Below are 17,900 nucleotides of genomic sequence, written 5' to 3'. Positions count from 1 at the left end.
CAGCAAAGGAAGACGGGCTTCGCCGGGCGAAGCCCGTTTTGTTTATTAAGGCGTTACGGTTTGGGCCTCTTCCAGGGCTTTGGTTGTTAAGTAATATTTCGCAATCATATTGGGCACTTCCCAGTCGGGCATGCTGCCTGATTGCAAGAATGAAAGGTATTTTTTGGTCACTTCGGCAAAATGCTCTTCGTGCGTGGTCACTAAAGATGAGGGAATATTGATCCGGTAACGTCCATCCCCCAAGGATTCAAAGGCTACGCCTTCGTAGGTTTCCCCCAATTGTTTAATCGCAGCGGCCAATGCCTCTTCGAAGGCCTGGGCGGTCCGCTCACCCGTTGACTCCACATACAGTACGGGCTTATATTGTTCTTCTGCACCCTGCCGGATGATGAGATTGGCATACTGCCCCCGCATAATGGAGTAATGGGTATCCCCCGTACCCTGGGGCGCTTCGAAGTTCCAAATAACCGATACTTTGGCGTGAACGCCTTTGAGCACATAGTTAATCTCGCCATTGGCAAATACGGCTACGTTGCCATTACCGTCTATTGTTTCAGATAGAAATGCCGGCACCACATCAAGCCCCGTCGAACGGGTGAATTGCTCGGGGGTGACCAGGGTAGGCCACCGCTTTGCCCCAACGAGCTGGATATCGTTTTGGTAGTCGATGGTTTGGTCTGGAAAACTCTCCCATTGCACGAGATCCACCAAATGCGTGGTCACATCCACCAAGCCTTCTCCTTGCTGTTTGGTATCATAAAACCATGCCGGCCGTATCAGCGGGTTGCCAGACACTTCCTTAAAAAAATGGTGCACACTTTCTTTGGTGATGGCCGGATTGTCTGCGCTGCCCGTTGCCAAGCCGCCAAAAAAATCCGGCAGTTGCGACAGCGCTTTCTGCAACATCGTATTGATTTCATACCGTTCGGTCATGATATCATAAAGCAGGACACCGTTTTTCGATGCATTGGCAAATGCCGCCTCCAGTGCTGAAAAACCCGCCTGATTGATGACCATCGGTTTATCGGCCAATACGTTTAGTCCGGCGTCGATAGACTGGCTGATATAATCGATTTTATGTTGGTTATTGCCCGCTAAAACAACCACATTGCCCCGCCTTTCGGTCAGCATTTTTTCAAGGAAATCATCTCCCTGGTACACGACCTCCTCCCAACGCGTGGGGTCATCGGCACGGGTGTTATATTGGTCGATGAGTGCAAGATGGGCATTCAACTCCGACCCCTCCGGGGCATAGACATGCACGATGCTGTCTACTTCCGGATACATAGACTTCTGCACCAGTGCAGCATGGAAATGGCCCGGTGCCAATGTAACCAAACGGATATCCTTCTGTTGCATGTTGTCCTGGCCCGTCTGGCATGCAGCAAAGCAGCCAACGGCTATTAAACTAATCAGTGTTCGTTGTTTATTCATCCAATTTATTATGTTTTATTTAATCCCGTGATTTATAACTGCCGATTCGCCACTATAGTAGTAATTGGAGCCAATAAAGTTATCAAAATTCCAATCAAGATGCGAATAAAAACCGATGTTGGTGCAATCGAGCATCGGCCTATCCATGATTTCGATACTAATCAACCGTTATACTAAAATCTAGATCGCCGTACACGACACTTTATTGCGTATCTTTGGCTAAGAAGATATCAACATGAGCACAGTCATTAAATCCCTCCGTCGGTTGTCGGTATTATTTTTTATGCCCTTCAACCTGACGTATGCACAAATGGATACTACGCCAAATCGTATCCTGAAGGCGCTGCCAGCTGTCGACAGTATCTACCAAACCTTCGCTTCCCGGTACCATTCACCGGGGTTGGCCTATGCCATTGTTTACCAAGGCAACGTCATGCATGCCGGCACGCTGGGGCATACCGATATTGAAAGGAAAATGCCCGTTACCCCCAAATCTGTATTCCGAATCGCTTCCATGACGAAAAGTTTTGTTGCAGCAGCCATTTTGCAATTGCGTGATAGCGGACTGCTCAAGCTGGACGATCCCGTAGCGCACTACCTCCCTGAGCTGAACAACCAGCGTTTGCTCACCACCGACGCCCCGCAGCTGACCATCAGGCACCTGCTTACGCACTCCGGTGGATTTCCGGAAGACAACCCCTGGGGCGACAGGCAACTGGACATCGATGATGAGGCATTTAGGACGCTTATCCAGGATGGATTTACGTTTTCGAATGCGCCCGGCATTGCCTATGAATACAGCAATACCGGTTTCGCATTATTGGGAGAAGTCATTAAGCGGGTATCCGGCCAGCGGTATGATGCCTATATCAACACCAACCTCCTGAAGCCATTAGGCATGAATGAGACGTACTGGGAGTATAGCGACGTACCGGACAGCCTGTTGGCTAAGGGATACCGGTGGGTCAACGGCCAATGGGTAGCGCAACCCATGCTCCACGACGGTGCATATGGCGCCATGGGCGGCCTGATGACCTCGCTGGAAGACTTTGCTAAATATGCTTCATTTTTCCTCCAGGCATGGCCTGCTCGCGATGAGGGGGATCATGGCCCGCTGAAGCGTTCATCGTTGCGGGAAATGCAACAACCTTGGACGTTCAACAATTTAACTGCCGGGGATGGTTGCCCGGTGACTTCTGCATATGGCTATGGGCTCCGATGGAGCCATGACTGTGATGGCGTCACTACCGTCGGACACAGCGGCGGCTTGCCCGGCTTCGGCAGCAATTGGATAGTCTTGCCCGACTATGGCCTGGGCATTATCTGCTTCAGCAATGTCACCTATGCGCCTGCGACATCCGTAAATCTGCAGGCAGCGAAATATATCATCAGCCAATCCGATCTTACGCCACGCCCAAAAGCTGTAAGCGTGGTACTCAAGCAGCGGCAGCAGGAGCTCATGGGATTCCTACCGGACTGGGAGGGGGCCGAAGGTAGTGATAGCTTTGCCGTGAATTTCTTTTTGGACAATTACATCGATATGCTCCGGTCGGAAAGCAAAGCCCTTTTCGATAAAGCCGGAAAAGTGCGCAAGGTCAACGAAATTGTAGCCGAAAATAATTTGCGGGGTACATTCGTCATCGAATGCGAGCACCATGACATTGCTGTCTATTTCACCCTGAGTCCGGAACAAACACCACGCATCCAGCAATATTCTATACGATTGCTGGCTGGTGAACGGTGATCGGTCACCATACATAGTTCTTAAACTCCTCTCGGGGTGTAGTGGCGAGATCGATCAGGTAGCCATTAATAACCGCATAGGCCGGTACGCCATTCCGCGCGAGAAAAAAATTGGCGTCCCGGCCAAGGTTTGGGCTTGCCGGGGTGGGCGGGCGCTGGTGAAAGACCACCAAGGGTAGCCCATGCAACCGCTGATCAGGTAGCTGCTGTACTTGAATGGCATAATAGCCCTGCCGCAAATAGTCCAGGGCCCGCGCCAACGAAACCTCCCCGACATCGCCAAACACTTTTGGATGGATTTTGCCCTGCATGAAATGGTAACCATCGGCGTCCAACTCGGTGTAACCGTAGTTTTCTTTCAAGTCGCCTACATCGGTAATATGCGATCTGACATAATAGTCGTTTTCCTCGGTCTGTTCATCCCGGTTTATCGATAGGTCTATTTTATAATCAACCGAATCACGCGATGCACCCACATTGCGTAAAAGCACATCCGAAAGCTTCGAATCGCTGAATGGAAGAGCCTCGTACTCGTCAATATCATATTGGTGGTAGCTTTCCTGTGCAATTTCGATTAAGGCATTCAAAATAATGATGAAATTGAGCTTGCGGATAAATTGCTTTTCGGGGTCGCCCTTATACCCGCCTGACTCTATCAACACCGTACTTGCGCCCCAGCCCTGGAAATTATCACCAAAGCCCCTGGGTGTATAGGTGTCGTCGTATTTGGCTACGCCACCCGGCACATAGCCCTGCAAAATACGGTTTATGCCAGCAGCAATCTTCATGGCATTGCCCCGTACTTCATTGATATCCCGCTCAGCATTATAGGCCGGAGCTAACAGCGCGACGGTCACCGGGGTGGAGGTACTGGGCACATTATAATAGATATTCATGTCGTGCAGGTTAAAACCATACTGGGGTTGCACGGTCTTGGCCGCATTAATCAACAGCCGGCCTTCCACTGTGGCGCCAGCCCGCGCATCACGGTTCAAATCCACATCCATGGCATTGCGACGAGTATACACATCGGCACCGTCGGGATTAAGCATGGGGATAAAATAAAGGCTTGTCTGTATTTTCAATAACTGACGGATGCTGTCCATACCGTCTCCCCCGGCTTCCAAAAAATTGAACAGATCCATCAACGCCATGGTAGCGGTGGGTTCGTTGCCATGCATCTGCGACCAAAGCATTACTTTCTTGGGGCCGGAACCATATTTCAGCTGATAAATGGATTTCTTAAGCACCGAAATGCCCAATTGGGTTACTTCAAAGACCTGGCCCGCCTTGCGCTTGAGGATAAGCGGTTCGATATCTGCATGTTTAAAACGACGATGCGTAATGGTCGGCTCGCGATAGGTCTCAAATGCGTTAGCCAGCATTGCCGTATCCGGCAGGTAAGTAATCCGGCGCTGTCCGTTGCCCTGGCAAGCCGCTGAAACCAAGAGTAAGCTGAATAGATAAGCAAAATGCTTCATACCATTGAAAATATGTTTTCCAATACGGTAATACTGCCATTTGCGGCGTTCATGCGTACCCTTGCGCCGATAGGCAGGATAAACTGCTCATCGATATGCCCGATAAGTGCGCCTTGGTATGCAGGTATTCCCAATGGTACAACATAATCATCCAATATTTGTTGCAATGTCAATGATTTATCCGGATGCTTTGCTTCGCAATCCGAACATTTACCAAAGATAAGCCCTTTGATTTTACGCAATGCTCCCGACAATGCCAACTGGCCGAGCATGCGATCGATGCGGTAAGGCTCTTCGCCCACCTCTTCCAAGAACAAGATGCTATCTTCAAAATCCGGGTAATAGTTTGAACCGGCGATGCCCGTCAATACCGTAAGGTTTCCCCCCAAGAGCTTACCTTCGGCCACCCCGGGCGTAATGGTCCGTACAACATCTTGTGGATCTGCTTTGGTAAAAATGCACTTTCCCAACTGTGCATAATTAGGCACACTTCCATTAAAAAAAAGCTGCTCAAATTGGTTGATGATTATTGGCGTCCATGGGCTATTGGCTACAGCACCGTGGAAGGTAACCAATCCCGTCTGGGTGTGGATGGCTTGATGAAACGCCGTGATATCACTATAGCCCAGAAAAATCTTGGGATTGCGGGCAATGAGATCATAATCCAGCTTGTCCAGCAGCCTCACCGCACCGGAACCACCCCGTAGGCATACAATAGCTTTCACGGTTGGATCGGCAAACATGTCGTGTATATCAGCAATACGCGCCTCATCTTTGCCCGCCAGGTGCCCATATTTTTCCCCCACATGCTGCCCCCATTTGACACGAAGCCCAAGGATACTGAAGTTTTTATCGGCGATGGCATATCCTTCGGTGTCTACCAATGCGGATGATGGTGTGATGATACCGATGGTGTCTCCCCTTCGGATCAGCGGTGGATAAACCGTGGGAATATGGCGGTTTACCTTAGTTAAAGCCAAGTTTGATCCGGGTAAGGCAGCCATCCCCATACCCAACGTTTTGATGAAGGTTCGTTTGTCCATGTTGTCTATAGGGGAATATGTTAGCGGTTGAACAGCAGGCGGTGCCCACTACCACTTTCCAGCACAGCACCGTGATCATACACCAGGTTGCCCGATACAAATGTATGGGTGATGGTCGATTGGAACGTGTGCCCCTCGAATGGCGACCAACCGCATTTTGACAGGATGTTCTCCTTGCTGACGGTATAGGGCTTATTCAAGTCGACCAAGACAAGATCTGCCCAGTACCCCTCACGGACAAAACCGCGCCTATCTAACTGGAAGCAGGTCGCGGTATTGTGGGCCGTCTTTTGCACCAACTGTTCTAACGTCAGCTTGCCATCGTGGTGCATATCCAATAATGCCTGCAAAGCATGCTGTACCAATGGGCCTCCAGAAGGTGCCTGCAAATACGGCTGTGATTTTTCGGCCAACGTATGGGGGGCATGATCGGTGGCAATCACGTCTATCCGTCCGTCAAGTACCGCTTGAAGTATACCTGCACGATCTTGCATGGTTTTCACTGCGGGGTTCCATTTGATAAAATTGCCTTTTTCAGCATAGTCGGCATCGCTAAACCAAAGGTGGTGTATGCAGGCCTCTGCGGTGATTCGCTTAGCCGCCAATGGTGTGCCGCTGTCAAAGAGATTGGTTTCCTTGGCGGTAGAGATATGAAGGATATGCAGGCGCGTACCGTGCCTCTTTGCCAGCGTCACAGCACGGGAAGACGATATGTAGCACGCTTCCGCCGATCGGATAAGCGGATGCATATCCACCGTGAGGTCATCGCCATGCATGGCTTTATACAATTGGAGGTTTTTCCTGATGGTGGCCTCGTCTTCGCAGTGCGTAGCGATGAGCATCGGTGAATTGGCAAATATGCCTTCCAACGTATGCTCATTATCCACCAGCATGTTGCCCGTGGATGATCCCATAAACACTTTAATGCCGCAGACCTCGCGGGGGTTGGTGCGCAATACTTCATCAAGGTTGTCATTGGCCGCTCCCATATAAAAGGAATAATTGGCCAAGGATTGGGTAGCTGCGATGTCGTATTTAGCTTGCAGCAATTGCTGCGTAAGCGTATTGGGCACCGTGTTGGGCATCTCCATGAAAGATGTCGTCCCGCCGGCTACTGCCGCGCGGCTTTCATGCCAGATATCCGCCTTGTGGGTAAGCCCAGGCTCCCGGAAGTGCACTTGGTCATCGATTAAGCCGGGTAAGAGGTGCAAGCCTTCGGCATTGATTTCTGTTGCCGTGGGGTGTGCGATTTCCGGTGCAATTCGTTCGATTACACCATCCACCATCAACACGTCCGAACTATAGACCTGCCCTTCATTGACGATTGTCGGTGCCTTAAGGAGTATCGTTGATGTCTGTTTTGCCATGTCCTATCCGATTCGGTATCCTTGCTCAAACACAAAGCCCCGTACGTGCAAATGAACGTAAAAAACTGAAATAAACAAAGACTGCCGTTTCGCTGAGCATAACATCAAATTCATTAATCCGTTTTCTGTATGACTACCGAAATCATGCCAACGTTTAACGAACGGCTGGCAAGGACGTAACAGCTGCTACGAAAAATAGAACTTAATTTTTCAACAACCGTTGGATCTCATCCAGTTTCATCAAGGCCTCCACGGGGGTAAGGGTATTGACGTCAAGGTTATTGAGCATATCACGGATTTTCACGAGGATGGGGTCATCTATGGAAAACATCTGCAATTGATAAGCCTGCTTCTGGATTTTTTTGATACTATCCTTGATGCGCTCACCGCCGGTACGCTCCTGTTCCAGCCGCTTGAGGATCTCGTTGGCCCGTTGTAGCAGCTTGGGCGGCATTCCGGCCAGCTTAGCCACATGGAGGCCAAAACTATGCTCACTTCCACCGGGCACCAATTTGCGCAGGAAGATCACTTTGTTGTTCACTTCCTTTACGGAAACATTATAGTTTTTAATCCTTGGGAAGGAAGTCGCCAATTCGTTTAACTCATGATAGTGGGTGGCAAAAAGGGTTTTGGCCCTCACCGTGGGGTGATGGTGCAAAAACTCCGCAATGGCCCAGGCAATGGATATGCCATCGTAGGTACTGGTACCGCGTCCGATCTCATCGAGCAGGATCAGGCTCCGCTCGGAGAGGTTATTCATGATGCTGGCGGTCTCATTCATCTCCACCATAAATGTAGACTCTCCGGACGACAGGTTGTCCGATGCGCCCACGCGGGTAAATATTTTGTCGACCAGCCCAATCCGGGCTTCCTTGGCCGGTACAAAACACCCCATCTGGGCCATGAGCACAATCAAGCCTGTCTGGCGCAACAGCGCCGACTTTCCGGCCATATTAGGCCCGGTGATGATGATGATCTGTTGGGTCTCGGTATCCAGGAAAACATCGTTGGTAATGTAGTCTTCACCTACCGGCAGGTGCTGCTCGATCACCGGATGGCGCCCTCCTTTGATGTCAATGGCCGTGCCATTATTCACTTCCGGTCTTACGTAGTGGTTTTTTTCGGAAATCACCGCGAAATTAACCAGCACATCAAGCTGGGCCACCAAGTGGGCGTTGTGCTGGACAGGTTTGATATACTCGGCGACAGCCGCTATCAACGCTCCGTACAACCGGGTCTCCAGCGCCTGAATCTTTTCCTCCGCACCTAATATCTGCTCTTCGTATTCTTTAAGTTCTTCCGTAATGTAGCGCTCTGCATTGACTAAGGTCTGCTTGCGCACCCATCCGGCGGGTACTTTATCCTTGTGGGCATTGGTCACCTCCAGGTAATATCCAAACACGTTATTAAAAGCAATCTTCAATGAAGGGATACCCGTAGCTTCTGATTCCCGTTTCTGGATTTCCAGCAGGTAATCTTTACCGCCGTAAGCGACCTTCCGTAGTTTGTCCAATTCCTCATCGACACCGGCTGCAATGACATTGCCTTTGCTGATCAATACCGGAGGCTCGGGATGAAGATGGGTTGCGATACGCTCGCTGATGCGGGTACAGGGATTCAGTTGCTCGGCGATAATGCCCAATGCTTCCACATCTGCACCGCTGGCCAATGTTTTCAGCCTGTCAATCGCTTGCAGCGCCCGCCGGAGCTGGGCAACTTCCCGGGGATTGGCCTTTTGGAGGCCAATCTTGCTAATCAGCCGCTCCAAATCACCGATCTGCCGGATTTCGCGTACCAGCTCTTCGCGAAGCTCGCCATGGCGGCATAAATAATCAACCACGGCAAGCCGTTCGTTAATGGCTGCCTGATCTTTCAGCGGCATCACTATCCAGCGCTTAAGCAGCCGGGCCCCCATCGGCGATGAAGTTTGATCCAACACGTCTACCAGGGTCACGGCATTTTCATTGGCCGAGCCCACCAATTCCAGGTTGCGGATGGTAAAACGGTCAAGCCACATATAGCGGTCTTCCTCAATACGCGAAATGTTGGATATATGCTGCAGGTTGCGGTGTTCGGTTTCGTTGAGGTAATGCAACGCTACACCTGCCGCTACGATGCCCGATGACAACCGGTCAATGCCAAAGCCTTTCAGCGATTTTACTTCAAAATGCTTAAGCAACGTTTCCTGAGCGTAATCACCACTGTATGGCCATTCATCGAGCGTATAGGTATAAAAATTAGCGCCAAATTCGTCTACAAACGCTTTGTACTGGCGCTTACCCATGATGACTTCCGTGGGCTTGAATCCCTGCAGCAGTTTATCGATGTATGCTGCATTGCCCTGTGATACCAAAAATTCGCCCGTGGAAATATCCAGAAAAGCAATGCCTATTGCGCTTTTATCGAAGAAAACAGAGGCAAGGTAGTTATTAGCCTTTTGCTGGACGATATTGTCATTATAGGATACACCCGGTGTCACGAGCTCGGTCACACCGCGCTTTACAATAGTCTTGGTGGTTTTCGGATCCTCCAACTGATCGCATATCGCCACACGCTGCCCGGCACGGACCAATTTGGGCAGGTACGTTTCAAGCGAGTGGTGCGGAAAACCTGCCAAAGCCGTCTCCGATTCGCTGCCATTGCCCCGTTTGGTCAGCACAATACCCAAAATGCCAGCGGCTTTTATTGCATCTTCGCCAAAGGTTTCATAGAAATCACCCACACGGAATAGCAACAACGCACCGGGGTATTTCACCTTGATGCTGTTGTACTGCTGCATCAATGGGGTCTCTTTCTTTGCTGCCTTTGCCAATGTAGGTTATTTTTTTGCGTGGGCGTAAAAATAGGATTATTGCAGGGATTTGACAAGTTTCTATTTGTATATTCGCATCACGAAAACAATGGCAGCCAAACGAAAACGCCGAAAACTGACGAAAAGCATAGTCCGGTTTATCCCTGTAATCCGGAACGTATACCTCCGCTGGACATTGCGGATAGTGGCCTACTTTTTTGCCGTTACCCTTGGGTGGGTACTCCTACTGTGCTTTATCAACCCGCCCATCACTTGGCTGATGGTACAGCGGGGGTTCGAACGCAAAAGCGACGGCAAAGCATGGAAAATCACGAAGCAATGGGTATCGTATGAAGATTTATCCGACAATTTGAAACGGGCGGCCATTTCGGGTGAGGATGCCCGCTTCATGGAACATTGGGGGTTCGACCGCAAAGCCATTGCCGACGCCTTCCGGCGCAACCAAGGGGGCGGCGCACTCCGTGGGGGGAGCACCATCAGCCAGCAGACTGCCAAGAATGTATTTCTCTGGCCCGGTCGCTCCTGGATACGCAAAGGATTCGAAACGTATTTTACGGTATTGATCGAATTGTTCTGGAGTAAAAAACGAATCCTTGAGGTCTACCTGAATGTCATTGAAACCGGAGATGGATTGTATGGCGCTGAAGCGGCAACGCAATATTACTATGGCAAATCTGCAAGCAATCTGACGAAACGCCAAGCAGCGCTACTGATAGCGGTACTACCCAATCCGAGGCGTTGGTCGCCGGCAAAGCCCACCGCGTTTATCAATCGGAAAACGAATGTGATTGTGCGCTATATGGGTTACAGTGACATCCCATAATTTGATATGAAACAGCAATTTTACCGCTGTAACGGCATCGGTCAAAAAAACAGAGAGGAAAAATAATACCTTTACCGCATTAACAATATGCTGCTATTATGATAAAAAATTATTTACTCTTAACGGGGGTAGGATTGGCGGTACTACTTGCTGCCCCTTCCTGTTCTTCAAAGAGAAAAACAGCCCAAGCCACTGCCAATGCACCGAAGGCACCCCAAGCGGCGGCACCTCGCGATTCTACCGCACGCACAGCACGGAGCGAAGGCCCAAAGAAAGTGGCCCCGAAGAAATTTGAGGATTTTATAAAGTCCAATGCCGAGATTGACAGCGGCCTCTTCAATATATACGTACAGGAAGATAAGCATTATTTCGAACTGCCGGATTCGGTGTTCGACCGGGATATCCTGGTCGTTACTCGGATCTCAAAAGGAGCCGCTGGCCTACGTGCCGGCATGAGCGGATATGCCGGTGATCAGATAAACCGTAATGTCATCCGTTTTGATAAAGGCCCCAACAACAGAGTGCTTCTCCGCAAGATTTCCTTTGCCGAGCGTGCAGATAGCACACAAGACATGTATCAGGCACTGTTGAACTCCAGCCTGCAGCCAATTGTCAACAGCTTTGATGTCGTCGCTTTCGGGAAAGGCAACAAAAGTACAGTCATCGACGTGACCGCTTACATCAGCGGAGACAATGATGTGTTCTTTTTTGATGGACGTTCAAAAACCTCCCTGCGGCTGGGCCAATTCCAAGCGGACAAGTCTTATGTAGGTACGGTACACTCCTATCCGCAGAATACCGAAATAAAAACGGTGAAAACGTACAACCTTTCCCCGCCACAGGGGGCGGGCGGGCGTCCAGCGGGAGGCGGTTCGGGTGGCAATACGGAAGGAACGGCTACGTTGGAGCTCAATACGTCTATCCTCCTACTGCCGAAAGTCCCTATGCGGGGCCGGTATTTCGACAACAGGGTCGGTTATTTCGCTGTCGGCTATACCGATTTCGGTGCCAACCCGCAAGGTGTAAAACGGCAATCACTGATCACTCGCTGGCGGCTGGAACCCAAAGAAGAAGACGTGGAGAAATACCTACGTGGTGAATTGGTGGAGCCAAAAAAACAGATTGTATATTACATAGACCCCGCAACACCAGAGAAATGGATTCCTTACCTTATTGCAGGTGTCAACGATTGGCAAGCGGCATTCGAACAGGCCGGCTTCAAGAATGCGATTGTGGGCAAACGGGCGCCTACACCCAAAGAAAATCCTGAATGGTCCTTGGAAGATGCCCGTTACTCGGCCATCGTATACAAACCATCCGATATTCCTAATGCCAGCGGACCCAATGTGAATGACCCACGCAGTGGCGAAATCATTGAAAGCCATATCAACTGGTATCATAATGTGATGTACCTGCTGCGCAACTGGTATTTTGTACAAGCTTCGCCAAACGACGGCCGAGCACGCAGGCTGACGTTTGACGATGAACTGATGGGTCAGTTGATCCGTTTCGTTTCCTCGCACGAGGTGGGTCATACGCTGGGACTGCGCCATAACTTTGGCTCCAGCTCGGCTTATCCCGTAGAAAAACTCCGTGACCCCAGCTGGATCAAAGAACATGGCCATGCCGCTTCCATCATGGATTATGCCCGGTTCAACTATGTGGCGCAACCGGGAGACGGTATTTCGGGAGCAGATCTTTATCCCCGTATCAACCATTATGACAAATGGGCTATCGAATGGGGTTATAAACTCATCCCACAGGCGGCATCGGCGACTGAAGAGCTTCCCATCCTTAATCAGTGGATCACGGGAAAGGTTACCGATCCCACCTATTGGTTCGGTACGGAAACCAACCCTGACGACCCTCGGTCGCAGAATGAAGACCTTGGCGATGACGCCATACTGGCCAGCAGCTATGGCATCAAAAATCTCCAGCGCATTGTGCCTAATCTCGTCGAATGGACCAAACAGCCCAATCAGCAGTACAATGATTTAGGGACCATGTATGGCGAAGTGATTACCCAATTTGGCCGATATGCTGGTCATGTGGCCAAAAACATTGGTGGAATCTATGAGACACCCAAGACGGTGGAGCAAGCAGGAGACGTATACAGCACCGTACCTACCGATAAACAACGACGGGCTGCCAACTTCCTCAACAAAGAAGTGTTTGCTACGCCCAAATGGCTGATCAGCCAAGATGTCGCGAACAAATCCGGCGCAGACCCTATGGCTTTGATCGGACGGGTACAAAACGCGACAGTCGATCGGATTATCAGTACACGGACAATCAACAACCTGCTGAAAGCCGAAGCAAAGCTGGGCACGAACACCTATCGGGTAACCGATCTTTTCAACGATCTTGATAAAGGGATATGGAGTGAATTGGCTAAGGGGCAGGCAATTGATATCTATCGGCGAAATCTGCAGAAGCATTATGTAGGCAGTCTTGCGGACCTGCTGACACCCCCTTCGGCAGAGATGAGAAGCCGCGGCGTGCCCGATCCGACCCAGTCGGACGTGAGCAGCGTCGCACGCGGACAACTGATCATCCTCCGTAACCGTGTCAGCACCGCCATCCGCGCTACCAAGGATAACTTAAGTAAATTTCATCTCCAAGACCTGCTTGCGCGGATAGATGCGAGTCTCGAAATAGGAAAGGATTAGAGGTAAACAGCGCCTGAACTGAAAACGGCTTGCCAATTAATAACAAAAACGTTGTTTGGCAAGCCGTTGTTATTTGCAGGCATATCCTCTTGCCTGCTAACGTGAAAATATCGTAGCATGCCAACTTTGCCGCAAGGGAACTTCCCATTTGTCTACCAACTCGGGATAGGAAGGCACGAGATTATTGAATACGATGGTATCGTCTGTCACCTCACCTGTGGCAATAAGCCGTTCGAATTCGGTGCGGGACACCGCTTTGATTTCATCTGCATGGCGATAAGCAACCTGCATGCGATCAAACAGGCTGAGCCCCGTCGCTTGCTCAATCTCCTTGAGGAGGTGCACGGATTTATCGATTGAGCAACCGGTAGGTGGTGCCACCGCATCATCAACCATGACAATAATAAATCGGTTATAACGGATTTCGGCTTTAGCGGCTAACGCCTTGCCATGGGCTTTCCATTGGGAGGTGAATCCCTCCAATTTCCCTAATATATAGGCTTTCTCACCGTCGGTCAACTGCCGATCGGCCTGGTATATCCAAATACGTTCCATCGTAACGCAAAGATACGGAATTTTCCATCCCCGTTAACCTCCGTAATACGGCGATATCATCAGGTACACGACCACGCCAGTGACGGCTACATAGAGCCAAAGCGGGAATGTAATCTTCGCCAGCTTGCGGTGTTTGGCGAAATTGCCAGACAACCCCCGCACATAGGTGACCAATACAAACGGGATAATAATAATAGATAATAAAATATGGGTAATCAGGATAAAGAAATACACATAGCGGATAACCCCTTCCCCACCATACGGTGTGGACTCGGAGGTCATGTGGTAAGCAACGTACATCACCAAAAATGCGACCGAACAGCCGATGCAAATCTTCACCAAGGCTTCGTGCAGTCTACGATTGCCCCCGCGGATGGCAACGACGGCCCACACCAGCAATACCGCTGTCACGCCGTTGATCGTTGCATAGATGGGCGGCAAGAATGTGAGCGGCCTCACATCATAACCCAAATCACGCAAATTAACACCAAACAGAATGGCTACAGCCACCGGGATAGCCACAGACAAAATAACGATCCACTTGTTATATCGTTTCTCAAGCACCTGTTCCATAACTACAAAAATGTAAAATCCAACCTCATTTATACGGGCTCTTTTCCCGAATTTCTTCTACCAATAACAGCTTGACCTCATCGATCAGCCGATCTACTTCCTTTTTCTGACTAGCGTCATAATACCCCCGGATACGCCGCTGTGAATCCACAAGGATCAGCGAAGCACTGTGGATAAAGCTGGCTGCTTTGGTCGTATCCTGTACAGCATCCACCAGAAAACCATTGCGAGCAATATGGAATACATCATCCTTACCCGCGGTAAGGAAATGCCATTTTTTTGTCTCCGGCTGATATCCCTTTGCATATTCCCGCAGTACTTCCGGTGTGTCATACAGCGTATCAACGGTAATGGTATAAAAGTTGACCAGCTCATTGTTTGCAAACCGTTCTGCCACCCGGTTCATTTCATCATTCATCTGTGCACAAAACGATGCACAACGGCTATAGAAAAAATTGACAACCACTACCGTAGAGTCATTGGCTAATACAGGTATCTCCTTCGCTTGCTGATTCACCAGTGAAAACGGTGGGATATGATGGAACAACGTATCGGGGATTTCTTTCCCCATCCGCCTACTGGATGTGCCTGTCAGCACTTTCTCTCCATAAATCGGCAATGTTTTATACCGGTTTTCGCCTTTTTTCTCCAGTAGATAATATAAAAATCCTGGCAATATCAAAATAGCTGCCAGGATTATCAATTTCTTTAAGCCACCGCTTTTTCGCTTGACGGTATTCATTAACTATTTGGCCAAAAGGGGAACGGGTTAAAATGCCCCTTCATATACGTTCCTTCTGTAAGCATCAATGCGATGAAGTAGATGATAAACAGAAACACGACAGTAATGGACATGATCAATCCGAATGTCTCAAACTTGAGGTGCATGAAATAAGCCACAATGTAATAGGCTTTAAGCAACGTAAGGGCTATATATACCATATTCACGCCCAGCCCCTTGGAAACCACCCCACCGTGTACCAACACCAAGGCGATAAAAAATTCCAATGCTGTGATGGCTAAGAGGTAGAAAAATACGCGCCAAATCTTGCCTTTGGACATACCTTCATGGTGCTGCCCGTCTTCATGTCCTACCGCATGATCGTGATGTTGAGAAGCCATAGCTTAATATTGCGTTTAATTATTGATTATACCAAATAAAAGAATGTAAATACAAACACCCATACCAAATCCACAAAGTGCCAATAAAGCCCTACTTTTTCCACCATGAGGTAAGAACCACGACGTTCAAACGTATTGGCCAATACCATGCCCAGCACAATGATGTTCAACAGTATCCCAACAGAGACGTGAAACCCATGGAATCCGGTTATGGTAAAGAAGAGATTAGCAAATTGCAAAGCCGACACTTCGGAGATCTCCCTGGAGAAAAAGGGCGCAAGGGTGACTTCGGGAGAAACGCCTTCTTGGTAAGGAATACTACCCCACCAAAAGCCTTCGTGGTGCAAGTGTGTCCATTCCATGGCCTGGCACCCTACGAACATCAGACCACCGATAATCGTAGCAATCATCCAATTGACCACTTCCTTTTTCGAATTGCGGTGTCCTGCTTCTACTGCGAGCACCATCGTCACCGAACTCATGATGAGGATAAAGGTCATAATACCCACAAACACCAGCGGGTATCCGTGATCGGCCACCATCGGAATAGATTGGAATACCTTATCCGGATCCGGCCATGTAAGGTGGGCAAAACGCTGTGTCCCATAATAAATCAGGAAGGCGGAAAATGTAAAAGCATCCGAAGTAAGGAAAAACCACATCATGATCTTACCATACTCCACATTGAAAGGCGATCGGCCCCCGTTCCAGCGTCCGGTTTTTACCTTATCCAATTCCGTTACAGTTGTACTCATTGTTCAGTGTTATTGATTCAAAAGTAAAAAAACATAAATATAAATCCACAAAAAGCCCAGAAAATGCCAAAACAACGCGGCCAAATCCATCCGGAAGACATTATTCACCTGGGGAATATTGCGAATACGCCCCACCAAAGCTCGTACTAATACCAGGATACCGGCAATGATATGCGCAAGGTGCATACCGGTAAACACATAGATAAATGACTGTGATGCATTGCTGTTGACAAATACCACACCCCGGGCAGTCAACACCCCCCATGCATAAACCTGCATGAAAAAAAAACCGACGCCCAATAAAATGGTGACTGCCAGTAATAATTTCTGCTTATCGAACAACGTTCTCCTCGCCGCATTATAAGCCAATTGTATCGTCACGCTGCTCACGACAATCAAAATCGTGCTATAGACAAATGCCTCGGGCAATATGGTCTTGATACCCCTATCTATCCCGCCGGCTGTATAAACAATAAAACCGCTGGAAAGAGCTGCAAACATCATGAACATCCCGATCATTCCCAGCCAAAGGTTGAATTTCTTCGCCTTCTGCTGGGTCAGCTCCTCTTTATCTTGCGTATATTTGGCCATGGCTATCATAAGGCATTAAAATCAAACAGCAGTATCAACTGGATGAGTGGCAAATAAAAAAAAGACGTAAACATCACCCGCCGTGCCGAAGCGAGGTCACGTTTCAGAAAAAATTTCAACCCGTACCAACTAAATAGCAGTGCACCAGCAATGGAGGCTATCGAAACCACAATGCCCCCAAACCCGAAATAATAGGGCAATAAGCTTACAGGGAACATGAGCAGTGTCGAAAAAAGCACCATAAATGCAGATAATTTATCGCGCTTCATCGTGGGCAATAGCCTAAAACCGGCACGTTTGTAGTCCTCGTCAAGCACCCACGCGATACTCCAGAAGTGAGGGAATTGCCATACAAACTGGATGAAAAACAACACCAATGGTATCATGACGATTGCTCCGGCATTGTACTGGCTGTAGGCAGCCAAATCATTCTGGCTAAAGGCGGCATAATAGCCAATCAACGGTGGCAATGCCCCTGGAAATGCACCAACAAATACGGCTATCGGGGACTTCCGTTTCAGCGGTGTATAGATAAATGCATAAAGTACGATCGAAAAAACAGACAAAAGCCCGGCGATAAAATTCAGCGAGACCAATGTATAAGTACCGGCAATCCCCATGATCAGGCTCAATACGAGCGCCTGCCCCGTAGTCATGCGGCCCGAAGGGATAGGCCTATCAGCGGTCCGCTTCATCAATTTATCCAAATCCCGCTCAATAATCTCATTGAACCCATTGGCGGAACCCGTAACCAAAAAACCACCAAACGTAAGAATCAACCAATTTATCCAATTGATATCTCCCTGCTGCTTGCTGCCAATTAAAAAAGCAATGGAAGCAGAGAAGACCACAGTCATGGTCAAGCGGATTTTGACCAATTGTTTAAAATCAGCCACAAATTGCATCACTTCGGCAAGCTCCCCCTTGCCGCG

15 protein-coding genes are annotated in these 17,900 nt (G+C 49.2%); 3 read left to right on the top strand and 12 right to left on the bottom strand.

All coding sequences use genetic code 11. The features are described 5' to 3' along the window. Positions 1 to 45: 45 nt before the first annotated feature. Positions 46 to 1,434, bottom strand: coding sequence for a putative oxidoreductase C-terminal domain-containing protein (locus tag BMW65_RS18210; RefSeq protein ID WP_090607543.1), 1,389 nt, complete (start codon positions 1,432 to 1,434; stop codon positions 46 to 48). A gap of 235 nt (positions 1,435 to 1,669) precedes the next feature. Between BMW65_RS18210 and BMW65_RS18205 the strand changes: the two genes are divergently transcribed. After that, positions 1,670 to 3,178 (top strand): serine hydrolase domain-containing protein, encoded by a 1,509-nt coding sequence (locus BMW65_RS18205; protein WP_090607542.1) that lies wholly within the window; start codon positions 1,670 to 1,672, stop codon positions 3,176 to 3,178. A 4-nt stretch (positions 3,179 to 3,182) separates the two neighbouring features. Here BMW65_RS18205 and BMW65_RS18200 read toward each other — a convergent pair whose 3' ends face one another. The 4 genes from BMW65_RS18200 to mutS form a co-directional block, all read right to left on the bottom strand. After that, on the bottom strand, positions 3,183 to 4,658 hold the full coding sequence (locus BMW65_RS18200) for a M14 family zinc carboxypeptidase (RefSeq protein WP_090607540.1): 1,476 nt from the start codon (positions 4,656 to 4,658) through the stop codon (positions 3,183 to 3,185). Next, positions 4,655 to 5,701, bottom strand: a complete 1,047-nt coding sequence (locus BMW65_RS18195) for a S66 peptidase family protein (protein WP_090607539.1) — start codon at positions 5,699 to 5,701, stop codon at positions 4,655 to 4,657. The genes BMW65_RS18200 and BMW65_RS18195 overlap by 4 nt, the downstream gene beginning before the upstream one ends. A gap of 20 nt (positions 5,702 to 5,721) precedes the next feature. Then, positions 5,722 to 7,068: a dihydroorotase gene (locus tag BMW65_RS18190; RefSeq protein ID WP_090607537.1), complete on the bottom strand. Its 1,347-nt coding sequence runs from the start codon at positions 7,066 to 7,068 to the stop codon at positions 5,722 to 5,724. A gap of 202 nt (positions 7,069 to 7,270) precedes the next feature. Next, positions 7,271 to 9,880 carry a DNA mismatch repair protein MutS gene (mutS, locus tag BMW65_RS18185; RefSeq protein WP_090607536.1) on the bottom strand — a complete coding sequence of 870 codons (2,610 nt, stop codon included), beginning with the start codon at positions 9,878 to 9,880 and terminating at the stop codon, positions 7,271 to 7,273. A gap of 88 nt (positions 9,881 to 9,968) precedes the next feature. Here mutS and mtgA point away from each other — a divergent pair, with 88 nt between their 5' ends. Further along, positions 9,969 to 10,703: a monofunctional biosynthetic peptidoglycan transglycosylase gene (gene mtgA, locus BMW65_RS18180; RefSeq protein ID WP_090607534.1), complete on the top strand. Its 735-nt coding sequence runs from the start codon at positions 9,969 to 9,971 to the stop codon at positions 10,701 to 10,703. A 98-nt stretch (positions 10,704 to 10,801) separates the two neighbouring features. Further along, on the top strand, positions 10,802 to 13,372 hold the full coding sequence (locus BMW65_RS18175) for a zinc-dependent metalloprotease (RefSeq protein WP_090607533.1): 2,571 nt from the start codon (positions 10,802 to 10,804) through the stop codon (positions 13,370 to 13,372). Between the two features lie 96 nt (positions 13,373 to 13,468). On the opposite strand, the gene BMW65_RS18170 is transcribed toward BMW65_RS18175, so the two are convergent. Genes BMW65_RS18170 through cyoE form a run of 7 tightly spaced genes read right to left on the bottom strand, consistent with a single transcriptional unit; the run spans position 13,469 to position 17,876 of the window. Next, positions 13,469 to 13,927 (bottom strand): ABC transporter ATPase, encoded by a 459-nt coding sequence (locus BMW65_RS18170; RefSeq protein ID WP_090607531.1) that lies wholly within the window; start codon positions 13,925 to 13,927, stop codon positions 13,469 to 13,471. Between the two features lie 33 nt (positions 13,928 to 13,960). Then, on the bottom strand, positions 13,961 to 14,500 hold the full coding sequence (locus BMW65_RS18165) for a DUF420 domain-containing protein (RefSeq protein ID WP_090607530.1): 540 nt from the start codon (positions 14,498 to 14,500) through the stop codon (positions 13,961 to 13,963). 25 nt (positions 14,501 to 14,525) lie between these two features. Then, positions 14,526 to 15,242, bottom strand: a complete 717-nt coding sequence (locus BMW65_RS18160; protein WP_090607528.1) for an SCO family protein — start codon at positions 15,240 to 15,242, stop codon at positions 14,526 to 14,528. Beyond that, positions 15,242 to 15,622, bottom strand: a complete 381-nt coding sequence (locus BMW65_RS18155) for a cytochrome C oxidase subunit IV family protein (protein WP_090607527.1) — start codon at positions 15,620 to 15,622, stop codon at positions 15,242 to 15,244. The genes BMW65_RS18160 and BMW65_RS18155 overlap by 1 nt, the downstream gene beginning before the upstream one ends. Before the next feature lie 26 nt (positions 15,623 to 15,648). Beyond that, complete coding sequence (locus tag BMW65_RS18150; protein ID WP_090607525.1) at positions 15,649 to 16,377, bottom strand: cytochrome c oxidase subunit 3; 729 nt, start codon at positions 16,375 to 16,377, stop codon at positions 15,649 to 15,651. A 9-nt stretch (positions 16,378 to 16,386) separates the two neighbouring features. After that, positions 16,387 to 16,968 (bottom strand): cytochrome c oxidase subunit 3, encoded by a 582-nt coding sequence (locus BMW65_RS18145; protein WP_090607738.1) that lies wholly within the window; start codon positions 16,966 to 16,968, stop codon positions 16,387 to 16,389. A 5-nt stretch (positions 16,969 to 16,973) separates the two neighbouring features. Next, positions 16,974 to 17,876, bottom strand: coding sequence for a heme o synthase (gene cyoE, locus BMW65_RS18140; RefSeq protein WP_090607736.1), 903 nt, complete (start codon positions 17,874 to 17,876; stop codon positions 16,974 to 16,976). Positions 17,877 to 17,900 lie beyond the last annotated feature (24 nt).

Origin of the sequence: Parapedobacter koreensis (assembly GCF_900109365.1) — a bacterium.
In the GTDB taxonomy this organism is placed as follows: domain Bacteria; phylum Bacteroidota; class Bacteroidia; order Sphingobacteriales; family Sphingobacteriaceae; genus Parapedobacter; species Parapedobacter koreensis.
This window is presented reverse-complemented; position numbering and strand designations above follow the sequence as displayed.

Excerpts from the sequence above, each read along its gene's own strand:
- BMW65_RS18210 (WP_090607543.1), bottom strand. The coding sequence starts at position 1,434 with ATGAATAAACAACGAACACTGATTAGTTTAATAGCCGTTGGCTGCTTT.
- BMW65_RS18205 (WP_090607542.1), top strand. The coding sequence starts at position 1,670 with ATGAGCACAGTCATTAAATCCCTCCGTCGGTTGTCGGTATTATTTTTT.
- BMW65_RS18200 (WP_090607540.1), bottom strand. The coding sequence starts at position 4,658 with ATGAAGCATTTTGCTTATCTATTCAGCTTACTCTTGGTTTCAGCGGCT.
- BMW65_RS18195 (WP_090607539.1), bottom strand. The coding sequence starts at position 5,701 with ATGGACAAACGAACCTTCATCAAAACGTTGGGTATGGGGATGGCTGCC.
- BMW65_RS18190 (WP_090607537.1), bottom strand. The coding sequence starts at position 7,068 with ATGGCAAAACAGACATCAACGATACTCCTTAAGGCACCGACAATCGTC.
- mtgA (WP_090607534.1), top strand. The coding sequence starts at position 9,969 with ATGGCAGCCAAACGAAAACGCCGAAAACTGACGAAAAGCATAGTCCGG.
- BMW65_RS18175 (WP_090607533.1), top strand. The coding sequence starts at position 10,802 with ATGATAAAAAATTATTTACTCTTAACGGGGGTAGGATTGGCGGTACTA.
- BMW65_RS18170 (WP_090607531.1), bottom strand. The coding sequence starts at position 13,927 with ATGGAACGTATTTGGATATACCAGGCCGATCGGCAGTTGACCGACGGT.
- BMW65_RS18165 (WP_090607530.1), bottom strand. The coding sequence starts at position 14,500 with ATGGAACAGGTGCTTGAGAAACGATATAACAAGTGGATCGTTATTTTG.
- BMW65_RS18160 (WP_090607528.1), bottom strand. The coding sequence starts at position 15,242 with ATGAATACCGTCAAGCGAAAAAGCGGTGGCTTAAAGAAATTGATAATC.
- BMW65_RS18155 (WP_090607527.1), bottom strand. The coding sequence starts at position 15,622 with ATGGCTTCTCAACATCACGATCATGCGGTAGGACATGAAGACGGGCAG.
- BMW65_RS18150 (WP_090607525.1), bottom strand. The coding sequence starts at position 16,377 with ATGAGTACAACTGTAACGGAATTGGATAAGGTAAAAACCGGACGCTGG.
- BMW65_RS18145 (WP_090607738.1), bottom strand. The coding sequence starts at position 16,968 with ATGGCCAAATATACGCAAGATAAAGAGGAGCTGACCCAGCAGAAGGCG.